Below are 18,060 nucleotides of genomic sequence, written 5' to 3'. Positions count from 1 at the left end.
GGCGGCGTTCAGGGGCCGTCGCCCTTCACGTTGCCGAATTGAATCTCCGAGGCCGTCCCGCGCATGACGAAGCCGGCGGCGGCCACGGCGATCGTGATGGCGAGCGCTCCGAGGACCCGCGTAGGCTTCATCTGCCACCACATCGCGAGACCGCTGAGCGCCCACACGACCAGCGTGATGCCGGTGATGTCCGCAAAGAGCGCGTGGAACCAGGCCATGTCGCCGTGCACGGGGAAATGGTGCGTCGTGTGGAGCTTCTCGAGGAGCTCCACGAAGCGGAGTTGCCCCGGACCGGCTGGCCGCCCGTCGATTTTCCCCGTGCCGAGGTCGTAAACGACGTTCCAAGCGCCACCATTCGCGTCACGCACGCGGAAGCGCAGCTCGGGGTGAATCTTCGGATGCGGCCGCAAGGGCCCTTCCGCGTCGATCCCCAGCTTGGGCAAGAGCTCCTTGACCTGGTCCTGCACCGCCGCCATTCGGTATTCGGGCAATTCGATGGTCGCGCCGGCGAAGGGGGGAGGATCGGATTTCGGCTCCGGGGCATGCGTGGAGACCGTCGCGCCGCCGCCGTCGAGGCTGACGATGAGCACGTGACGTCCCCCCGCGCGGCTCGGCGTCGCGAGCAGGGGCCAGCCCGAAAACGAGCTCGGCGCGCCTGGATCGAGCGCGTACCCTCCCGGGGATCCGGCGTTGATCTGCGCGACGACCTTCTGCGCGATCTCGTTCGGATCCCAGGGTTTCATTCCGGTGAGCGTGGAGAGCTCCGCCGCGGAGAGGTCACGCCGCTCGATGTCGCGCCCGATCTCGGGGTGATTGAAGAGCGCGCCGCTCGCCCCGAAGAGGAGCACCCACGGGAAAACGAGCAGGCCGAGATACATGTGCAGGCGCCGAACGAATTTCATGACGGCGCCATACCCTCGGCGGCGCGTGGGCTCGCGGGGCGGCGTGGCCTCTTTCGCGGAATCCGGATTCGTCATTGGATCTTCAGAGCCGAGAAGACGAGTCCCGGCGTGCTCAGCGCCACTTCACCCGGCCCCTTCGCCCCGAGCTCCAGGAGCTTCGTGGAGTCCTGGCCCTGGAAGAGGGCCACGAAGCTCCGGTCGCCGAACTGCACCGGAATGACGCTCCCATTGTTGGGCGCGGCCTCGAGCACCGTGGCCGTCGGGGTATCCCCGAGCGTCACGGTCGCCCATTTCCAGGCCGCGGCGCTGGCGAGGACGCGCGGGTGCGTGTCCGGCATGATCGGGAAGACGCTCTCGTCGAGCACCCGCAAGAAGGCCTCGTTGCCCGGGCCGCGGATCAGCGAGCCGGCGGTTTGTCCGCCGAAGAGCGTGTTCAGCTCGACGTGGAACGCGGCGTCGAACTTCTTCGTCGCCGGATCGAACCGGAGCATGCAAGGCGGCGCGGCATTGGCTTCGTTCAGCCGATGAACGGCCGCGCCATAAGCCTCCGTGGCGACATAGATCTTCCCGTCGGGCCCTTCGATGCCATCACGCACGTAACCGCAGCGATCGTCCGTGACGATGGTCGCCTCGTCCGTCTTGCCATTCACGACGACGATCACCGCCTTGCTCGGGACCTCCGGCCCCTTTCGATACCCGGCGAACGTGATCACGTCGTCGCCGACGCGCAGCGGCGCGGCCGTGAACGTCAAGGTGGTATCCGCGATGGCGAGCTCATTCAGGGAAATGTCCCCTGTGACCGTCATGTCCTTCGGATTCCAGACGACGACCTGGGCCGTGGGGCCGTCGAAGAAATAAGCCTTCGTCTCGGAGACGAACTGGAATTGGCCCTGGTACTCGCCGATCGCAGCGATTCCCTTGCCCTGGAAGGTCACCGTCGCGCCCGATTTCAAGCTGCCGTCCGCTTGCAGGTCGTACCGCGTCACGGTCGGCCCGGCGTCGCCCACGATGAACACGGCGCCCCCGTCCTCGGGCCCGACACCGAGAGCACGGCCCGCGATTTCGACGCCGCTCTCCAGCGTGAGCGCGGCCTCGCCCCCGAGTTTGTCGGTCACGAGGATATAACTCGTGTTGTCCCCTCCATTGGCGCCGAACACCTGGGTCGTGAGGGCATACAGGGGGCCAGTCGCGGAACCGCCCCCGCCCCCCTGACCACCGGTGCCGCCGGTGCCGCCGGTGCCGTCGCCGTCACCGCCGCTGCAGGCGGCGAGAGCAGGAAATGCAAGGGTGATCAGGAGCGCCGTCATTTTCTTCATGGATGTATCTCCTTGGGAAGCAATGGCGGGTCAGAGCTCGAGGACGAGCTTGGCGTTCGCCGCTCGCCCCGGTTGCTGGACCCCGAACGAATCGAAGACCTTTTCATCCGTCAGGTTCTGCACCTCAAGGGTCCCGCTGACGGAGCCGTCGCCGTGCTTGATGGAATACGTGAGCGCGAGCGCGTGGACGAGCTGCGAGGGAATGACGAGCTTGGAATCCACGGCCCCGACGCTCTCCCAGCCGCGGAAATAGGCCTCGACGTAACGAGCCTGCCACGTGAGCGAGAGGACGTCGCGCGGCCGGAGCAAATCGGACCCTTGCACGCGGGCGCTCGCGCCGGCGAACAGGTACGGGCGGTTGGGGATGCGATCCCCCTCGAACTTGCCGAATGCGCCTTCACTCGCGGTGTTGCGAAAATCCTGCCAGGTGACGTATCCGTCGAGCGCGACCCAATCCCCCGGGGACGTCCATCCGAGCGCCCCCTCGACGCCGACCGACCGGGCCGAAAGGACGTTCTCGTGCTGGAAATAATTGCCATTGCTCAGCAGCACGATGAGGTTCTCCGCGAAGCGCCCGAAGCCGTTCACGTTGAACCGAAAAACGCCGGCCGCGGTCTCGGCGCGCTCCAACGTCAGGCCGAGGTTCACGTTGTGGCTCGCCTCCGGCTCGAGGTGCAGGTTGTCGATGATGAGCGCGCCATTGCCGAACACCTCCTCGGGGTTCGGCAAGCGGGTGGCATATTCGTACGACGCCTTGGCGTAAAATGCCTCGGAGAAGCGGAACCGCAAGCTGTCGCCGATCCCCCCGCGCTGGGTCGTTCGGTCGAGATCACGGAGGTTCCCGTTCGGCAATTGCTCCTTCGTCCGGGCCACCTGCAGATACGCCTTGGCAAAAGCGATGTTCGCGAGCTTCCCTGCGAACGGGCGCGCCTCGTATTCGGCGCCGGCCACGCTGCTCAGGAGCCCTCGCTGCGCGGTGAGCGAGTCGTACTCGCCGGCGGCAATGGCGTGGTCTTTCCCCGTCCGGGCAGCGTAGGTGGGCGAGAGCCCGAACCGGAGCGAATGCCAGGGCGCTGGATTCCAGGACAGGTTGAGGCGCGCAAAGACGTTGTGTTGCTCGATGGCCTGATCGATCGCGCGGGCCTCGATCTCGCCGCGCTGCGGGAGCTCGAAGGCACAACGGCCGTACCAATCATAACGACACGTCGAGAGATCCTGGAATTCGGTATGCGTGTACGTGTACCCGGCCACCGCGTCGAACCGCGTCCTCCGGGAGAAGGGCTGCGCGTACCGCAGGTGCGCGCCCGCCGACTGCTTGGCATACGTGACCGCGCCGTAAGGAACGGACATGAGGGCATTGTGTTGAACGTCCCTCTGGTGCTCGGTGTAGAAGGCCCGCAAAAGGAGCCGCTCCGCATGCGGGCGCTCGACGAATCCCACCTCGACGCTCCCGCCGCCGGCGCGGTAGCCGTCGTGGAACCGATGGACGCGGGCCGGCGACAGGCGGCCCTGCTGGTCGAAGACCTCGACGTCGATCGGATAATCGTTCCGGGTGTAATCGTAAAACCCATTCACGCGAGCGAAAAACCCGGTGGGCTCGTGCAGATGCCGGGCGCTCAACGTCAATCGGTACGTCTTGAAAGAGCCGACCTGGTAGGACGCCGAGGCGTGGGTGCCGCGGATGTCCGCATCGGTCACGAGGTTCACGGCGCCGCCCAGGGCATCTGCGCCGAAACGCACGGGGACGACGCCGCGATAGATCTCGATACGCTCCACGAGATTCACGGGGACATTCGTGATCCCGTGCGCATACCCGGCGAGGTCGAGGGGCACGCCGTCGAGAAAAAAGCGTATCTGATCGCCCGTGAGACCATTGAGCGAGAGGCGCGCGTTCGATCCGAGCCCGCCTGCACGGCGCACACCCACACCCTCGGAGCGCGCCAGCACCTCGCCGAGATCCGCGGTTCGACGCTGCGCTTCCTCGGTCTCGATGACCTGCACGGCCTGTGCGGACCGGCGGAGTCGATCGCCTTCGGATGCCCCGCGGACCATGACATCGATCGGCGGTTTGGCTGGACCGACAGGCGCCTGTGCTGCGGGTGCCGGCGGCCCGGGCGCTGTCGGAGCGGGAGCCGGCCGCGCCTCCGCGACCGGGGCGGGCTCCGGCGGCAACCTGAATTCATAGGGGTAAAGGATGATCACCGCGACGGCCTTGTCTCCGCGGCGCGCCGGCGTGAAACGGAATTGCAGCGCCGCCTCCTGTGCGGCCTCGTCAAACCCGTTTCCGGCCGGCTCCACGACCTCGGCCTTCGTGACGCGCCCCGCGGCGTCGATGCGGAGCTTCAGCACGACGCGACCTTCCCGCCGTGCCGCGCGGGCATCCACCGGATACGCCGCCTCGACGGCCTCGATGAGCTCCGGCGGGTGCACCGTCCGCTCGGTCGCCGGGCTCGCCTGCGCAGGCGAAGGGCCACTCGGCTCCGCGTCCTGCGCGAAGGCGGCCGGACAAACCGAGAGGACGAGGGCCAGGCCCCCGGCCCATCCGGTGCACGAAAAACGCCGCTCACGGACCATCGGTGATTCAGGACCTCGCGCCGGCCGGGTTGCCCTCGAATGCGCCGTGTTTCGCCATCTCGGCGAGCGCGTCGTGCGCCGCATCGATCGTGTAATCGATCTGCGCCTGCGTGTGCACGCCCGAGATGAAGCTCACGTCACGGCGCAGGAGCACGCCGCGCCTCGCCATGGCGCCGACGAACTGCGCCGCGAACTTCGTGTGCGTCGCGAGATCGTCCGCGAAAAGGAAGAACGGAATCGCGTCGTAGCCCACCACGCGCAGCGGCGCCCCGATCTTCTTGGCCTTCTCGTTGACGCCTTCGCGCAGCCGCTTGCCGAGCATGGCGATCCGCTGGATGTAATCGGTATCTCGGTATTCACCGAGGACCGCCTTGCAGACCTCCAGGGAGAGCATCTCGCCGCCGAACGTCGTCGATACCTGGAGCTCGGCGAGGCGGCTCATCACCTCCCGCGGACCCGCGATGGCCGAAAGCGGCATGCCCGCCGCGATGCCCTTCGAGAGGCAAACGAAATCGGCCGCGATCCCGTAAAACTCCTGGGCGCCGCCGAGCGCGAGCCGGAAGCCCGTCACGACCTCGTCCAGCACGAAAAGCACGCCGTGGGCGTGGCAAGTCTCCCGCAATTTACGCAAGAACTCCGCCGAGACGACACGCTTGTAGGGCAACGAGAGCAGCACGAGCGCGATTTCGGAGCCCTTCTCGGCGATCAGGTCGAGCAGCGGTCGCTCCTCCGCCTCTGCCATGAGTGGCATGCGATAGGTGTATTCACGCAGCACCGCCGGCACGCCGGGCGTGTCGAACATGAAATGGTCGTGCCAGCCGTTGTAGCCGATGGTGACGACCTTCTCTCGCCCCGTCACGTGGCGCGCGAGCCGGATCGCCGCGGAGGTCGCGTCCGCTCCGGTCTTGAAGAAGCGGGCCATCTCGGCGCCGGGGATGAGATCGACGAGCGCGCGCGTGGCCGTGACCTCGATCTCCGTCGGCAATGAATGCAGCACGCCGTTCTCGAGGTGCTCGCGAATGGCGCGGATGACGGCGAGGTGGTTGTGCCCGAGCGTGTTGGCCCCGAGGCCGCAGATGTAATCGATGTACTCGTTGCCGTCGACGTCGCGCACGAGCGCGCCCTCGCCGCCCTCGAGGTACACCGGGAACGAGCCGAGGGCGTACATCTCCGGCCGCTTCATGAGCGACTGGGTGACGCCTGGGATCAACCGGCGCGCCTCGGCGAGCAGCGCATTCGACCGATCGAGCTTCCATTCCCCTACGATGGGTCGCGGGAGACCACGCTCCCGGCTGTCGACGTCTACACCAAGGGTCCGTGAGGTCATGGGCGATTTCCTTTGGTTCGGGTGGAGGCGTCGCTTCAGGCTCGGCCCGCTCGCCCATTCGAAGGGTGCGGCAGCTTGCCGGTCTCGACGCAATGATCCAGATAACGAAATACGAGGGAACGATCGACGGCGGGACAATCGATTCCGCTGCCGGACAGGTCACGAATCACGTTGTCGGCGCACACGCGCCCCAGGCCGAAGCTCTGAGGCTGTTCTCCGGCGTCGGCCTGGAGATCGAAGAACGCGAGCGTGGCGCTCTCGGCGGCGCCGGCGCCGCTCCCCAGGCGCGCGCGGAAGGCCGGGACCGGGTAGGTTTCGACGGCATACCCATACTCCTCGACCCAGCGGAACACGTCCTTCAGCCGGACGTCGGGCGCGGGGGCCAGGTTGTACACCGTGCCGCTTTGCGGGCGAGCGAGTGAGAGCGCCACGATCGCGCGCGCCACGTAATCGACGGGCGTCCACGTCTCCGCGACGTCGAGATCGGGCAAGGCGCCCGCGGGGATGCCGGCGAGGAGGAGACGAAAGACGAGGTCCTGCTCATTGACGATCCCGGTATCGGGCGCGCCGACGACACGACCGAGGCGATACACGGCGACCGGCACTCCACGCTCGCTCACCTGCTCCGCGAGCCGCTCGGCGATCCATTTGCTCTGCTTGTATCCGTCGAGGAGCTCCGGGTGCGGCGGGACGAACGCCTCGGGGACCTCGGGGCTCCTCGCGATCGAGGGCGCCACGGCCAGCGTCGACACGTGATGTACGGGCTTCGGACGCGCCGCGGCCGCGAGCCTCAGCACCTCACGCGTCCCGAGGACGTTCACCGCGCGCATGCTGCGGTAATCACGCACGAGGCTGACGATCGCGGCGTCGTGATAAATCACGTCGCATTCCCCGGCCAGACGATCCCACGTCTCGGCTCGCAACCCGAGGCGGGGCAAGGAGAGGTCGGCCGGCACGGCCACGACCCTGTCCTCGAAATGCGCGAGGGGCAGGCGTTGGTTTTCCAGGGCCACGCGGAGCCGATCGGCCGCTTGCTTCTCGTCCGCGGCACGTACCAGACAAACCACACGCGCGATCGTCCCCGAGAGGAGCGCATGCAAGAGGTGCACGCCAACGAACCCTGTCGCGCCGGTGAGCAAGACCTGTCGCGGCGACGGACGCAATGTGGCGGGCGCGAGCGCGGGCGGGACGATGTCCTCCGGGAGCACGGCGTCGGCCAGCATTGCATCCGTGAGCCCCGCGGAGACCTTTTTGACGCCCGCGGCCTGCTCCAGGGCGCGTGCGAGCTCCGCGATCGTCGGATGACGAAACACCATCGCGACGGGGATCTCGCGGCCGAGCGTGATGCCAAGGCGCGTGGCCACCTGAATGGTTTGCAGGGACTGCCCGCCGCGCTCGAAGAAATCGTCTTCCACCGTGAAGTCAGAAACCCCGAGGATTTGCTCCCAGACCGTCATGACGATCTTTTCGAGCTCCGTCGTCGCGACCGCGGACGCGGGCGAGCGGGAGATGGACACGTCGCGCAGCGCGGCCCGGTCGATTTTGCCCGTGCTGGTCCGCGGCAATCGATCCGTGAACAGGAATGCCGACGGGACGGCGGCGGGAGGCAATGCCGATTGCGCGTGGCCGCGGAGCTCGGACGGTGAGGGCGGCGGTTCATCGGCCACTACATGCGCGGCGAGGCGCTTGAGCCCGCCTGGCAAGACGGATCCGACGACCGCGACCTCACGCACGCCGGGGAAACGAAGCAAGACGGTCTCGATTTCGCCTGGATCGACGCGATGCCCACTGATCTTGAGCTCCTCGTCGACGCGGCCCACGAAGACGAGCAGGCCCGCCTCGTTTTGCCGGACGAGGTCCCCCGTGCGATATGCGCGCGGCTGTCCGGGTAGCGTTTCGAGCGTCCGGAAACGCGCGGCGGAGAGCTCCGGCTGCCCGAGATACCCCGTGGCCAGCCCTCCGCCCATCAGATACAGCTCCCCCACGGCGCCTCGCGCGACGAGCCGCCCGTCCGCGCCGAGGACGGCCGCGCGAACACCGGGCAGCGGCGTGCCGATCGGGACCTCCTGCTCGCTCTCGGCCGCGGATTCATCGCCGCACAGCGTGGCGCACGTGGCCACGACGGTCGCCTCCGTGGGACCATACGTATTGAGCAATCGAACCGCGGGCCCGACCGCGCGACGAAAACGCGCGACGCGCTCCGGGAGCGCCGCCTCCCCGCCAATGATCAAGATGCGGACGCTGGGTGGAAAAGACGCGCCGGTCGAGAGGCTGTAGGCCACCTCGTGCCACAACGCCGTGGGCAGGTCCAGCACGGTGATCGCGTGCTCGGCGCAAGCGTCGAGCAGATGGACGACCGATTGCAGCATCTCGTCCGTGCGGAGCACCAGCGTGCCGCCCACGCACAGGCTGAGAAAGACCTCCTCCACGCTCGCATCGAAATGCAGCGGCGCGAACTGGAGCACGCGATCGTCGCGGCGGAATCCGTATCGAGAAGCAGCGCCAGTCAGGAAATGCGCGAGCGACGCGCGGCTGATGACGACGCCATTGGGGCGTCCCGTCGAGCCGGAGGTGTAAATCACGTACGCCGGATACTCGTCGCCCTCGAGGATCGGAGCATCGAGCGCGTCCGAGAGGACCTCTTCGTCCAGCACCACGACGCGGGCCCGCGTCGCTTGCCTGGCCTGCTCGGCGTGCGGCGATATCGTGACGAGCAACGTGGGGCCGGCGTCCGCGAGGATCGCCTCCGTCCTGGCGTTCGGCCCCTGGGGATCGAGCGGCAGGTATCCCGCGCCGGAAAACAACGTGGCAACAATGGCCGTGATCGCCTCCACGCTGCGGGGCAAGAGCAATGCGACGAGCGTGCCCGGTTTGGCGCCGAGCGCCACGAGGCGCGACGCGAGCCGCTGGGCCGCGAGCACGAGCTCTCCATACGTCATCTGTCGCGAGCCGTGCTCCACAGCAATGGCGGTGGGCTGCTCGCGCGCGTGCTCCAGAATCCGCTCGACGACGTCGCGCGCCGGCGTGGGCAGCGGGCCGCCGTCGAGGACGACGCCGGGGGAATGCGCCGCCACGGTCACCGGTGCCGCGACGCCGGGAATCGTAAACGCGGTGATGGGCTGCGTGGGCGCGGACAGTGCCGCATCGAGAAATGCAAGGAATCGCTGCTCGTGCGCTGCGAGGTCGTCGACGCTGTAACAATCCGGATTGGCATCGAAATCGACGCGGGGCCCGCGACCGTCCGACCGCGCGTACACGTTGATCGAGATGTCCTCGACCGGCCCGGCAGAGATGTTGTGTGCGATCGCGCGATGGCCGCCGAACCGCAGGTCGTAATCGAACGGCATGATGTTCACGACGGGGCCGAACAGCCGCCGCTCCCCGCCGACGAGCTTGAGATCCCGGCGGAGATGCTCGTAGCGGTAGCGCAGATGAGGCCGGCTCGCGCGCATCTCCCCTGCGACGTGCCGGGCGAGCTCGGAGAGGCTCGCGCCATTCGGGATCGGGACGCGCAAAGGCACGATGTTCATCACCATGCTCGGGATACGCACGGCAACGGAGCCCAAACGTCCCATGACCGGGAGACCGAGAACGATTTCGGTTGCGCCGGTGAGGCCATGCCCATACGCCGCCGTCGCGGCGACGAACACATCGGGCCAGCTCGCACCCGTGCGGTGTGCCACCGCCTGCATTCGCTCCATCGTGGAGGGCGAAAGCGAGGTCGTCCTTCGCAATGCAGGGCGCGAGACCATGGTGGGTCGAGCGCCGAAGCTCACGATCGCGGGGCGATCGGCGAAACGTCGGATCCAGAAATCACGGTCGCGTTCGCAATCGGGAGACGCTCGATAGACGCGATCTTCCTCGATGACCCGGAGCAACGACCCGGAGGGCGGTCCGACGCGGGAGCGGCCATCGGTCCGCGCGGTATAAAGCTCCGCCACGCGCCGCGCGATGAGCGAGAATCCAAAACCGTCGAGCGCGATGTGGTGCGCCCGCTGATACCAGTAGGTCCGGTCGGGGCCGGCCGTGAAAAGCGCCTCCGTGAACAGCGGACCACGCGTGAGGTCGACCGTCTTTTCGAGATCCGCCTGCATCCACGTTTGCACGAAGGCCCAGGGATCGGCCTCCGCGCCGACGTCGATTCGATGCATGGGCCAGTCGAGGGAAGGTTCGAGGAGCTGCGTCGGGCCGTCCTCTGTCGTGACAAACCGCATGTGTAACGTCTCGGCCTCGGCGACCGCCTGGCGTACGGAGGCCTCGAAGACCGCCGGATCGACGGCTCCGCGAATTTCGATGCATTCACCGGCGTTGTAAAGCGGGCTCGCCGGGTCGAGCGCCTGGCCCAACCAGATACCGTGCTGCGCTGCCGAGAGAGGCCAGCGCTCCTTCCGGGAATCAGGCATTGCCCGGTCCTCCCGGAGGAAGACGGGTCGGAGCGTGCCGTCTGCACCTGTTTGCGCGGACACATTTCACCATGGGCTCCTCACGATTTATTGAAAATGATGTTCAAAGTCAAGTCCATCTCGTGGACAAATTGTGTATTTTTCGCGACGCCATTCAGTTGAAGATGGAATTTTTCAGCAGAACCGTAGAGCGAACAGGTGAAGGGGAAGAGGGGCGCCGGGTCCGCGGCCGATGTCCGATCCGCCCACTTGCCTCGCCCGTCCGCCCGCCCAAGGAGATGCGAGAGAGGCACCAACCGAAAAAAGGAGGGGAATCATGAAAAAGATCATCGCGGCGCTCTCGCTCCTGTCCCTATCGGCCGTGGCGTTCGGAATGGCGCCGGCGCGGGTCGCCGAGGCGAGGACGCATTCGTTCGAGCGAACGTGCTGGGACTGGAAATGGAAGCGAAACGGGGATCTGTGCTCGCAGTGCCGTACGCGGAATGGTCGCGCGCACCATAGCTGTCTCCCGAATGCGCGCGCCTGCCGCGGCGACATCTCGAATCAGAATGGCTGGCTCGTCTGCGGCGGCTGACCTGCCGCAACAGGGCGAGCATCGAATCGTCGACAGCCACGGCGGTACGTACTATCGTATTTCGGTATGCGTACCGTCCGGTTCTACTTCGACGTCATCAGCCCGTACGTTTGGCTCGCGTGGTCGCAGGTTCCCGAGGTCGAGGCGCGCACGGGCGCGCGCTTCGACCTCGAGCCCGTGCTGTTCGCGGGGCTCCTCCTGGCGAACGAGAACAAGGGACCCGCGGAAATTCCCTCGAAGCGCGTCCACATGCTCCACGACGTGGCGCGCTGGGCCATGATGTTGAAGCGGCCCTACGCAGGCCCGCCGGCGCATCCGTTCAATCCGCTCAAGGCGCAGCGCATGTGCGCCGCCCTCGAGGATCCCGAGGCGCGGCGCCGCCTCGCCGGCGCATTGATCGTCGCGACGTGGGAAAATGGCCGCGACCTGATGAACGACGCCGAGCTCAGCGCCATCGCCGACGACGTAGGCCTCGATGGGGCCGCGCTGCTCGCCGCTACCGAGGAGAAAGCGGTGAAGGACCGCCTCCGCAAAAACACGGAGCAGGCGATTGCCAAGGGCGTCTTTGGTGTCCCGACGTTCGTCGTCGACGATCAGCTCTTCTGGGGCAATGACCGACTCGGTTTCCTCGAGACGTATCTCGCCGGTGGGCTCCGTATCGACAAAGCCGAGATCGAGGAGCGGCTCGCGCGGCCGCGCGCCGCGGACCGCAAAAACGTGTAGCCACCGACCGGAACGCCCCTTCTCATCGGGAGCCGCCGACCCCCCAATCGAGCCGCAGACGCCCGTCCCTGTAGATCCGATTCGCCTCGCCGAGCCCCGTCGAGCCGTTCGTGATGGTAGCATGCACGTTCACGGCGGGCGTGGGCAACGCGTCGCGGCCGAGATCGAAGCGCTGTCCGCGGACGAGCACGCGATAGGCCTTGTCGAGGGCGAGCGCCCGCGCGCGCGACGGGAGCAGGAGGAAAGCGAGATCCCGATCGCCGCCGAGGGCCGCGCGCCGCACCTCGGCCTCGGCGAGAGCGCCGCCCGGGAAGAACCGCGCCGCCATTTCATCGTTCGCCCGGAGCTCGTCGCCGCCGCCGACGCGCCGGAGGTACACGAGCACCTCGGGCTCCGCGTGTCCGAGCTGCGGGACATCGGGAATTCCTCGGAGATCCTGCACGCGCCAGCCCGCCTCGCCGGGCACTTTGCGGGCGAACGAGAACGTTTGATCGACCGTCACGCCCAAATTCGAATGGCAGCCCATGCAGAACCGATGCTCCTCGTCCGTCGAGAGCCGCAGCCGCCCCTCTTCGTCCTCGATGAACCCCTGGAGCTGCCAGCCGAAGGAATTCCGCAGGCCGCTCATCGCCGATCCCGCATACACCGGCAAGAGCCCCTCGTCCTTTTCGTCCTGCTCTTTCTCGTGCGCGCGCAGGAGCGCCCATCGATCGGGGGCAAGGACTTTTCGCGCGTATCGCAGCTCTTTCATGCGCCGGCCTGCATACCCGGGCGCGTCGGGATCGAGGTAGCGGACCGAATGCAAAAACTCCACGCCGCGCGGATGGAGGCCTCGCTCGAGCGGGACGTTCGACGCGCCGCCGGCGTAGGTCTTCGGCAAACGTCGCATGCGCGTGACGCCTGGCGAGAGGGCCCCGTCGCCGTCGAGGTCGAAGCCGAGGAGGCGCTCGTCGACGGGCTCGATTTCGCGGTCGATTCGATCCGGCGCAGCATCGGGATCCGAGGTGATCGCGGCTTCGAGCAGCGAGAGGTTGAGCGAGTAGATCGCGGTGGACGTGTCTCCTTGCGCGTCCCGTCGAAATGGCTCGGGCAGACGAATGAAGACGTCGTCGGTGCTGCCGTTCGTCGGCCAGAATGCGCCGGGAAAGGGCTTGTACCGCACGGCGCGATAGCCGCTCCCGTCCTTGGCGAATCCCTGTTCGTCGAAGCCACGTTCGAGGTCGAGATCGGGCACGTAGCCCTCGAACCCTCGTGCTCCGGCGAGCGCGCGCCGGAGCGGGCCATAGTTGTCCTCGCGGACGTAGCGGAGAATCTCCTCGTCGGAGATGGCCGCCATGTCGGCCCTTCGATCGACGAAGAGGTTCTCGTAGTGGTTCTTCAGGGCCGCCTCGGAGAACGAATACTCGGCCTGGAGATCCCAGCCCGAGCGCGTATTCGGGCCGTGCGCGCTCGTATGGCAGACCCAGCAGGGATTCGAGGTGCCGTTCGTCTTGGTATAACAAAGCGGCGGCACCGAGGCCTCGGGGTTCAGCACGCGCCCCTCGGCCTCGCGGGCGCGCGCGAGCGGGTCGTATTCGGCCTCGGCGCCGCGCCCCTCCCGGCGGCCGCACGAAGCCGCCGCGAGGGACAACGACAGCGCGACGGCGAGCCACGATCCCGGGCGTACTTCGTGCGTCCTCTTCATGGATTCAACCTCCGTTCGGCCAGACGCTCCACACGCTCTCGCCGGGATGCTGCACGCTCACGAAAAGCGTACGCATGTCCGGACCCAGCGCCGGGCCCGTTGCCTCCGCGTCGCTCGGCATTGCGACGACACGGAATGCCTTGCCGAACGTCGCCGAGACGACGCCGGGCTGCCCCGCCGCGTGCGCCGGATCGAGGTCGAGGAAATAAATGGCGTCGGCGGTCTTGTTCGTGCCGAAGTTGCCGTCCGTGCCGAACCAGACGCCACCCTCACGATCGATGACGAGGTTGTCCGGGTTTGCCGCGTCGTACGGCCCCGCGGCCTTCGTGCCCGCCCAGACACGGAAGAACGAAAACGACGTCGACGCGCCCGGATCGGCCGGGTTTGCCTCCTGGAACGCGAAGATGGTCCCGAGCGCGTCCGGGCGCTTCAGCGAGGTCGTGTCGTGCTCCGCGGGGGCAATGAGCTTGCCTTGTTGATCGAGCTGCGTCTTGCGGCCGTGGTTCGTGAACGCCACGTAAAGCCGAGGCTTGCCGCTCGGATCTTTCGGGTTGAATTCGACGTCCTCGGGCCGGTTCAGCTCCATGATGCCGACCTTCGCGCAGGCCGTGAAGAGGGCGCGGCGCACGTCGTCGTCGCTCAGAAAGCCGCCGAGGCCATTGAAGTCCATGTCGGTCAGGGCCGCGCCCACGGTCTTGCCGGGCTCGCCCAGTGCGGCCGCGTTCGGCGCGATCGCCGTGCTCGTGGTGCTGAGGTGGATCCATTGCCCCGTGCCCGGCTGCGACTCCGTAGGCGCCTGTCCCGTCGCCGCCATCGTGATGCCGGTCGTGTTGTCGAGGCCGGCGAAGTGCGCGACGTAAAGGGAGCCCTCGTCGAGCAACGCGCGAATCTCCGCCCGCGTCATGCCGGGCGTGTACGGGTCCTTCGAGACATACTTGAAAATGCGGCCGCTCCGCCGGTCGTCGCCGGCGTAGAAGACGATGCGCTGGTTCGGCACGAGCTTCCACTGCGCGTCCACCGCGAACGTCGTATTCTCCCAGCGCGCGCGGCCCATGGCGCCGAGCTTCTTGTGCCCCACGCCCTTCGTGGTCTTGCCCTCATATTCGCCTTCCGGCTGGCCCGGATCGATCTCCACGAGGTACCCATACAGATCACGCGCGTGGTGCGTCAGCGGATCCGGGGACATGCCATATTCGCTCGTGGGGCTCGCCTTCGTGTCGAACGTGATCGGCCCGCCCGGATCCGCGCCGGCCCCGAGGACGAGCTTCTGCTCGCTGGTCCAGAAGGACTCGAGGTCGCCGTAGAAATCCTGGACGTTCTCCTCCGCCGTGATCACCGTGCCCCAGGGCGTCTGTCCGCCGGAGCAATCGCCCATGATGCCGCTGACGATGCCGGCGGGCAATGCATTGCCCTGATCATCGTGATCGGCGGCCACGGCCGAGACGCCCGTGATGCGCAGGAGCGTGCTACTGGTCGCGTCGTACCGAACCGCCTTCGCCCCGCGATCGACCTCCCATTCGCCGGAGGCAGGATCCTGCACCACGTGGAACCACGAGCCGCCGATCTGCCGCTTCGCCTCCTTTACGTACGTCGAACGGCTCGCGTCCGACCATTCGTTCGAGGTGACGTCGTTCTCGAGCACGCCCATGGACCGGAGATAGGTCGCGAGCGTGAGGTGTTGCCCTACCGGTGCCGTCGTCGCCGTCGGCGCGGTGTTCGAGATGTATTCGTGGTTCACCCACATCCAGCCCGAGGCCCCGCTTCCGTTCCATTGCGGTGCGGCGCCGGATCCGCCGTCCCAGCCGTCCCCGAAGAACGCGATGTAATCGGTGTTCGCGCCGAACCGCGGCGCCGCGTGGCTCTGATCGAACGTGAGGGGATCGAGCCAGGCCGCGACCACGTTTCCGGAGAGGCCCGCGATGGCGCGCACGCTGTCGGTCGCCGCATTGGCGAGCGGGAACTGCACGCCGGGCGGGAGCGTGCCCTTCGCGACCTGATCCACGCGCGTACGCACATATTGACCGAGATCCGCTGCGCCCGTGCCGAGGTCATCCAGAAACGCGAGCGCGATCATTCCGGAGAGCGGCCGCGAAGGATCGGGCCACGTGATTCCCGGCTCTCCCGCGGGCCCCTGCGAACCGGGCTCGCCGGGCGCCCCTTGCGGCCCTTCGGTCCCCGGCTCGCCGGGCGCCCCGGGCTCGCCCTGCGGCCCCTGCTCCCCTTGTTGGCCCGTTTCGCCCTGCGGCCCTTGCGCGCCGTCCTGCCCATCGACGCCGTCTCGCCCCTGCGCGCCGTCTTTCCCGTCGCTACCGCAGGCCCCGAGCGCTGCGGCGAGCAGCACACCGGCGCTCGCGAGCGTGAAGATATGGCGCGGCCCGGCTCCAGCAATCCTTCGTTTCATTCGCAAGCACCTCGCTCGATCGTTCTGCTTCGAAACGATCGCGCGCGAGGGTGACGTGTCTCCGTTGCGGCGCGGCGTGGAGCCTGTCACGATTTCGTGACGCATACGCAAGTTTCATGCTGTCGACAGTCTCGTTACGATTGCGTGACAAATTCATCGACGCCGCGCGCCGCGATTTTCGGGCCGTGAAGCTCGTCACCCTGCAAGCGCGAAGAAAAACGCGAAACACGGGATCGTGCTTGCTTCGTCACGGGAACGAGCGGATCATGACGCCGTGTCTGCTGCCCCGCCCCTGCCCCATCACGACGGCGATTCGAGCATAGGCAAGTACAGGTTCATCGCGAGCCTCGGTCACGGCGGAATGGCGGACGTTTACCTCGCGGTCGTCCCCGGCCCGGCCGGCTTCAACAAGCTGCAGGTCGTGAAGCGGCTCCGGCGCGATTACGTCGAGGATCCCGATCACGTCGAGATGTTCCTCGACGAGGCGCGGCTCGCGGCGCGGCTGAACCACCCGAACGTCGTGCAGACCTTCGAGGTGAGCGAGTCCGACGGGGAATACTTCATGGCCATGGAGTACCTCGACGGCCAGCCGTTCAACCGCATCATCAACCGCGCGAAGAAGGACCCGCCGCCGCCGGGGCTCCTCTATCGTATCGTCGCGGACGCGCTCGCGGGGCTGCATTACGCGCACGAGCTCACCGACTACGACGGCACGCCCCTCCACATCGTCCATCGCGACGCGAGCCCGCACAACGTCCTCGTGACGTACGACGGGCACACGAAGATCCTCGATTTCGGCATTGCCAAATCCGAGGTGCGCTCGGGCGAGACGCGCACCGGCATCGTCAAGGGCAAAGTGGGCTACATGGCGCCCGAGCAGGCGCGGTGCAAGCCGCTCGATCGGCGCGCCGACGTCTTCGTGCTCGGAATCGTGCTCTGGGAGATCGCCACGGGCCGCAAGCTCTGGGACAAGGCCTCGGACATCGAGGTGCTCCACAGGCTCGCGACGGGCGAGTATCCCCGCGTCCACGACGTGGATCCGAACGCGCCCGAGGAGATCGATCGGATCTGCGCGAAGGCGATGGCCCGGGATCCGGCCGATCGGTACGCGACGGCCGCCGCGATGCGAGCGGACATCCTCGCATATCTCGATCGAGCCGGCCTCCGCGTCTCGAGCGAGGACGTGAGCCGCTACGTGACGACCGCGTTCGGGGACAAACGGGCCGACATCCGGAGGGTAATCGACCAGCAGATCACTCGGTTGAAGTCGCAACAATCGGGGGAGCGGCTGGCGATCCCCGACGTCGCGAGCCCACCCGACGCGGCGCCCGATTCCCTGAGCCTCCCGAACCTCGGGGGCTCGGGGCGGCACAGCTTGAACGGCTCGGGATCGAACCCGAAAAACGTCACGGGATCGAGCGCGCGTATTCCAGGCACGAATAGCTTGCCCCCCGGGGCGCTGCCATCGCAGCGGCCGGATACGACGATGCAGGTGGCGGCGGCCCCCGTATCGAACCGAGGGAGCCTGATCATTGCCGGCGCGATCGTCCTGGCCGCGGCGATCGGCGCCTTCGTGTTCATAAAATCGAGGACGCCCGTCCCGAATGCGGCGGCGGCGGCCGAAAGCACGCAAGCGGAGGCGGCGCCGCAGCCGTCGCCGTCGGCCGCGCCCATCGGAGGAGCGGCATCGGTTGCCGCGACAAGCACGCCCCAAGGGACGGCGATGGTGGAGATCAAGGTGCGCGCGATCCCGGCACAAGCCGAGATTTTCCTCGACGGCGCGCATCTGCCGACGAATCCATTCACCGGCAAGTTCCCCGCGGATGGAGCGAGCCACCGCGTCCATGCGGAGGCGCGGGATCATCGTTCGGCCGCGCAGATCGTCACCTTCGACAAGGACGCGAAGATCGAGCTCGTGCTGGAGCCGAAGAGCGGAGCTGTGCAGGCGAACAATACGACGACCGGCGAAGAGCCGCCCGAGGAGCCGGCGGCGACGCCCACGCCGCCGCCCGCTCCCACCACGACGACGAGCGCCCGCGCCAAGCGAAAGCTCGGAGACGGCGATCCTTTCAATACGGCCGCGCCGGCGGCCACGACGACGGCGAAGAAGCGCGCGCTCGGCGACGGCCAGAGTCCCTGGTGATCGAGCCGAGCGC

The 18,060-nt window shown here is 67.3% G+C and carries 10 protein-coding genes; 3 read left to right on the top strand and 7 right to left on the bottom strand.

Annotated elements, in window-relative coordinates; all coding sequences use genetic code 11:
* Positions 1 to 8 precede the first annotated feature (8 nt).
* The 5 genes from QHF84_RS30690 to mxcG form a co-directional block, all read right to left on the bottom strand.
* Positions 9 to 902 (bottom strand): PepSY domain-containing protein, encoded by an 894-nt coding sequence (locus QHF84_RS30690; protein ID WP_348652894.1) that lies wholly within the window; start codon positions 900 to 902, stop codon positions 9 to 11.
* A 71-nt stretch (positions 903 to 973) separates the two neighbouring features.
* Positions 974 to 2,218, bottom strand: a complete 1,245-nt coding sequence (locus QHF84_RS30685) for a hypothetical protein (protein WP_281317020.1) — start codon at positions 2,216 to 2,218, stop codon at positions 974 to 976.
* Positions 2,219 to 2,248: 30 nt separating this feature from the next.
* The gene (mxcH, locus tag QHF84_RS30680; RefSeq protein WP_281317019.1) at positions 2,249 to 4,792 is read right to left on the bottom strand and encodes a TonB-dependent siderophore myxochelin receptor MxcH; all 2,544 of its coding nucleotides are present in this window, start codon (positions 4,790 to 4,792) and stop codon (positions 2,249 to 2,251) included.
* 7 nt (positions 4,793 to 4,799) lie between these two features.
* Positions 4,800 to 6,119, bottom strand: a complete 1,320-nt coding sequence (locus tag QHF84_RS30675) for an aminotransferase class III-fold pyridoxal phosphate-dependent enzyme (protein ID WP_281317018.1) — start codon at positions 6,117 to 6,119, stop codon at positions 4,800 to 4,802.
* Positions 6,120 to 6,154: 35 nt separating this feature from the next.
* Entirely contained in the window at positions 6,155 to 10,522 is a 4,368-nt protein-coding gene (gene mxcG / locus QHF84_RS30670) for a myxochelin non-ribosomal peptide synthetase MxcG (RefSeq protein ID WP_281317017.1), read from the bottom strand.
* A gap of 316 nt (positions 10,523 to 10,838) precedes the next feature.
* On the opposite strand from mxcG, the gene QHF84_RS30665 reads away from it, so the two are divergent.
* Both QHF84_RS30665 and QHF84_RS30660 read left to right on the top strand, forming a co-directional pair.
* On the top strand, positions 10,839 to 11,096 hold the full coding sequence (locus QHF84_RS30665; RefSeq protein ID WP_281317016.1) for a hypothetical protein: 258 nt from the start codon (positions 10,839 to 10,841) through the stop codon (positions 11,094 to 11,096).
* A gap of 66 nt (positions 11,097 to 11,162) precedes the next feature.
* Positions 11,163 to 11,819 (top strand): 2-hydroxychromene-2-carboxylate isomerase, encoded by a 657-nt coding sequence (locus QHF84_RS30660; protein ID WP_281317015.1) that lies wholly within the window; start codon positions 11,163 to 11,165, stop codon positions 11,817 to 11,819.
* 22 nt (positions 11,820 to 11,841) lie between these two features.
* Here QHF84_RS30660 and QHF84_RS30655 read toward each other — a convergent pair whose 3' ends face one another.
* Together QHF84_RS30655 and QHF84_RS30650 are read right to left on the bottom strand one after the other, a co-directional pair.
* A complete protein-coding gene (locus QHF84_RS30655) occupies positions 11,842 to 13,503 on the bottom strand; it encodes a hypothetical protein (protein WP_281317014.1) in 1,662 nt (553 codons plus the stop codon).
* A 4-nt stretch (positions 13,504 to 13,507) separates the two neighbouring features.
* Entirely contained in the window at positions 13,508 to 15,904 is a 2,397-nt protein-coding gene (locus tag QHF84_RS30650; RefSeq protein WP_281317013.1) for an alkaline phosphatase PhoX, read from the bottom strand.
* Positions 15,905 to 16,178: 274 nt separating this feature from the next.
* Between QHF84_RS30650 and QHF84_RS30645 the strand changes: the two genes are divergently transcribed.
* Positions 16,179 to 18,047 carry a serine/threonine-protein kinase gene (locus QHF84_RS30645; protein WP_281317012.1) on the top strand — a complete coding sequence of 623 codons (1,869 nt, stop codon included), beginning with the start codon at positions 16,179 to 16,181 and terminating at the stop codon, positions 18,045 to 18,047.
* The last annotated feature ends 13 nt before the right edge of the window (positions 18,048 to 18,060 follow it).

This window comes from Polyangium sp. y55x31 (genome assembly GCF_029946505.1).
In the GTDB taxonomy this organism is placed as follows: domain Bacteria; phylum Myxococcota_A; class Polyangia; order Polyangiales; family Polyangiaceae; genus Polyangium.
This window is presented reverse-complemented; position numbering and strand designations above follow the sequence as displayed.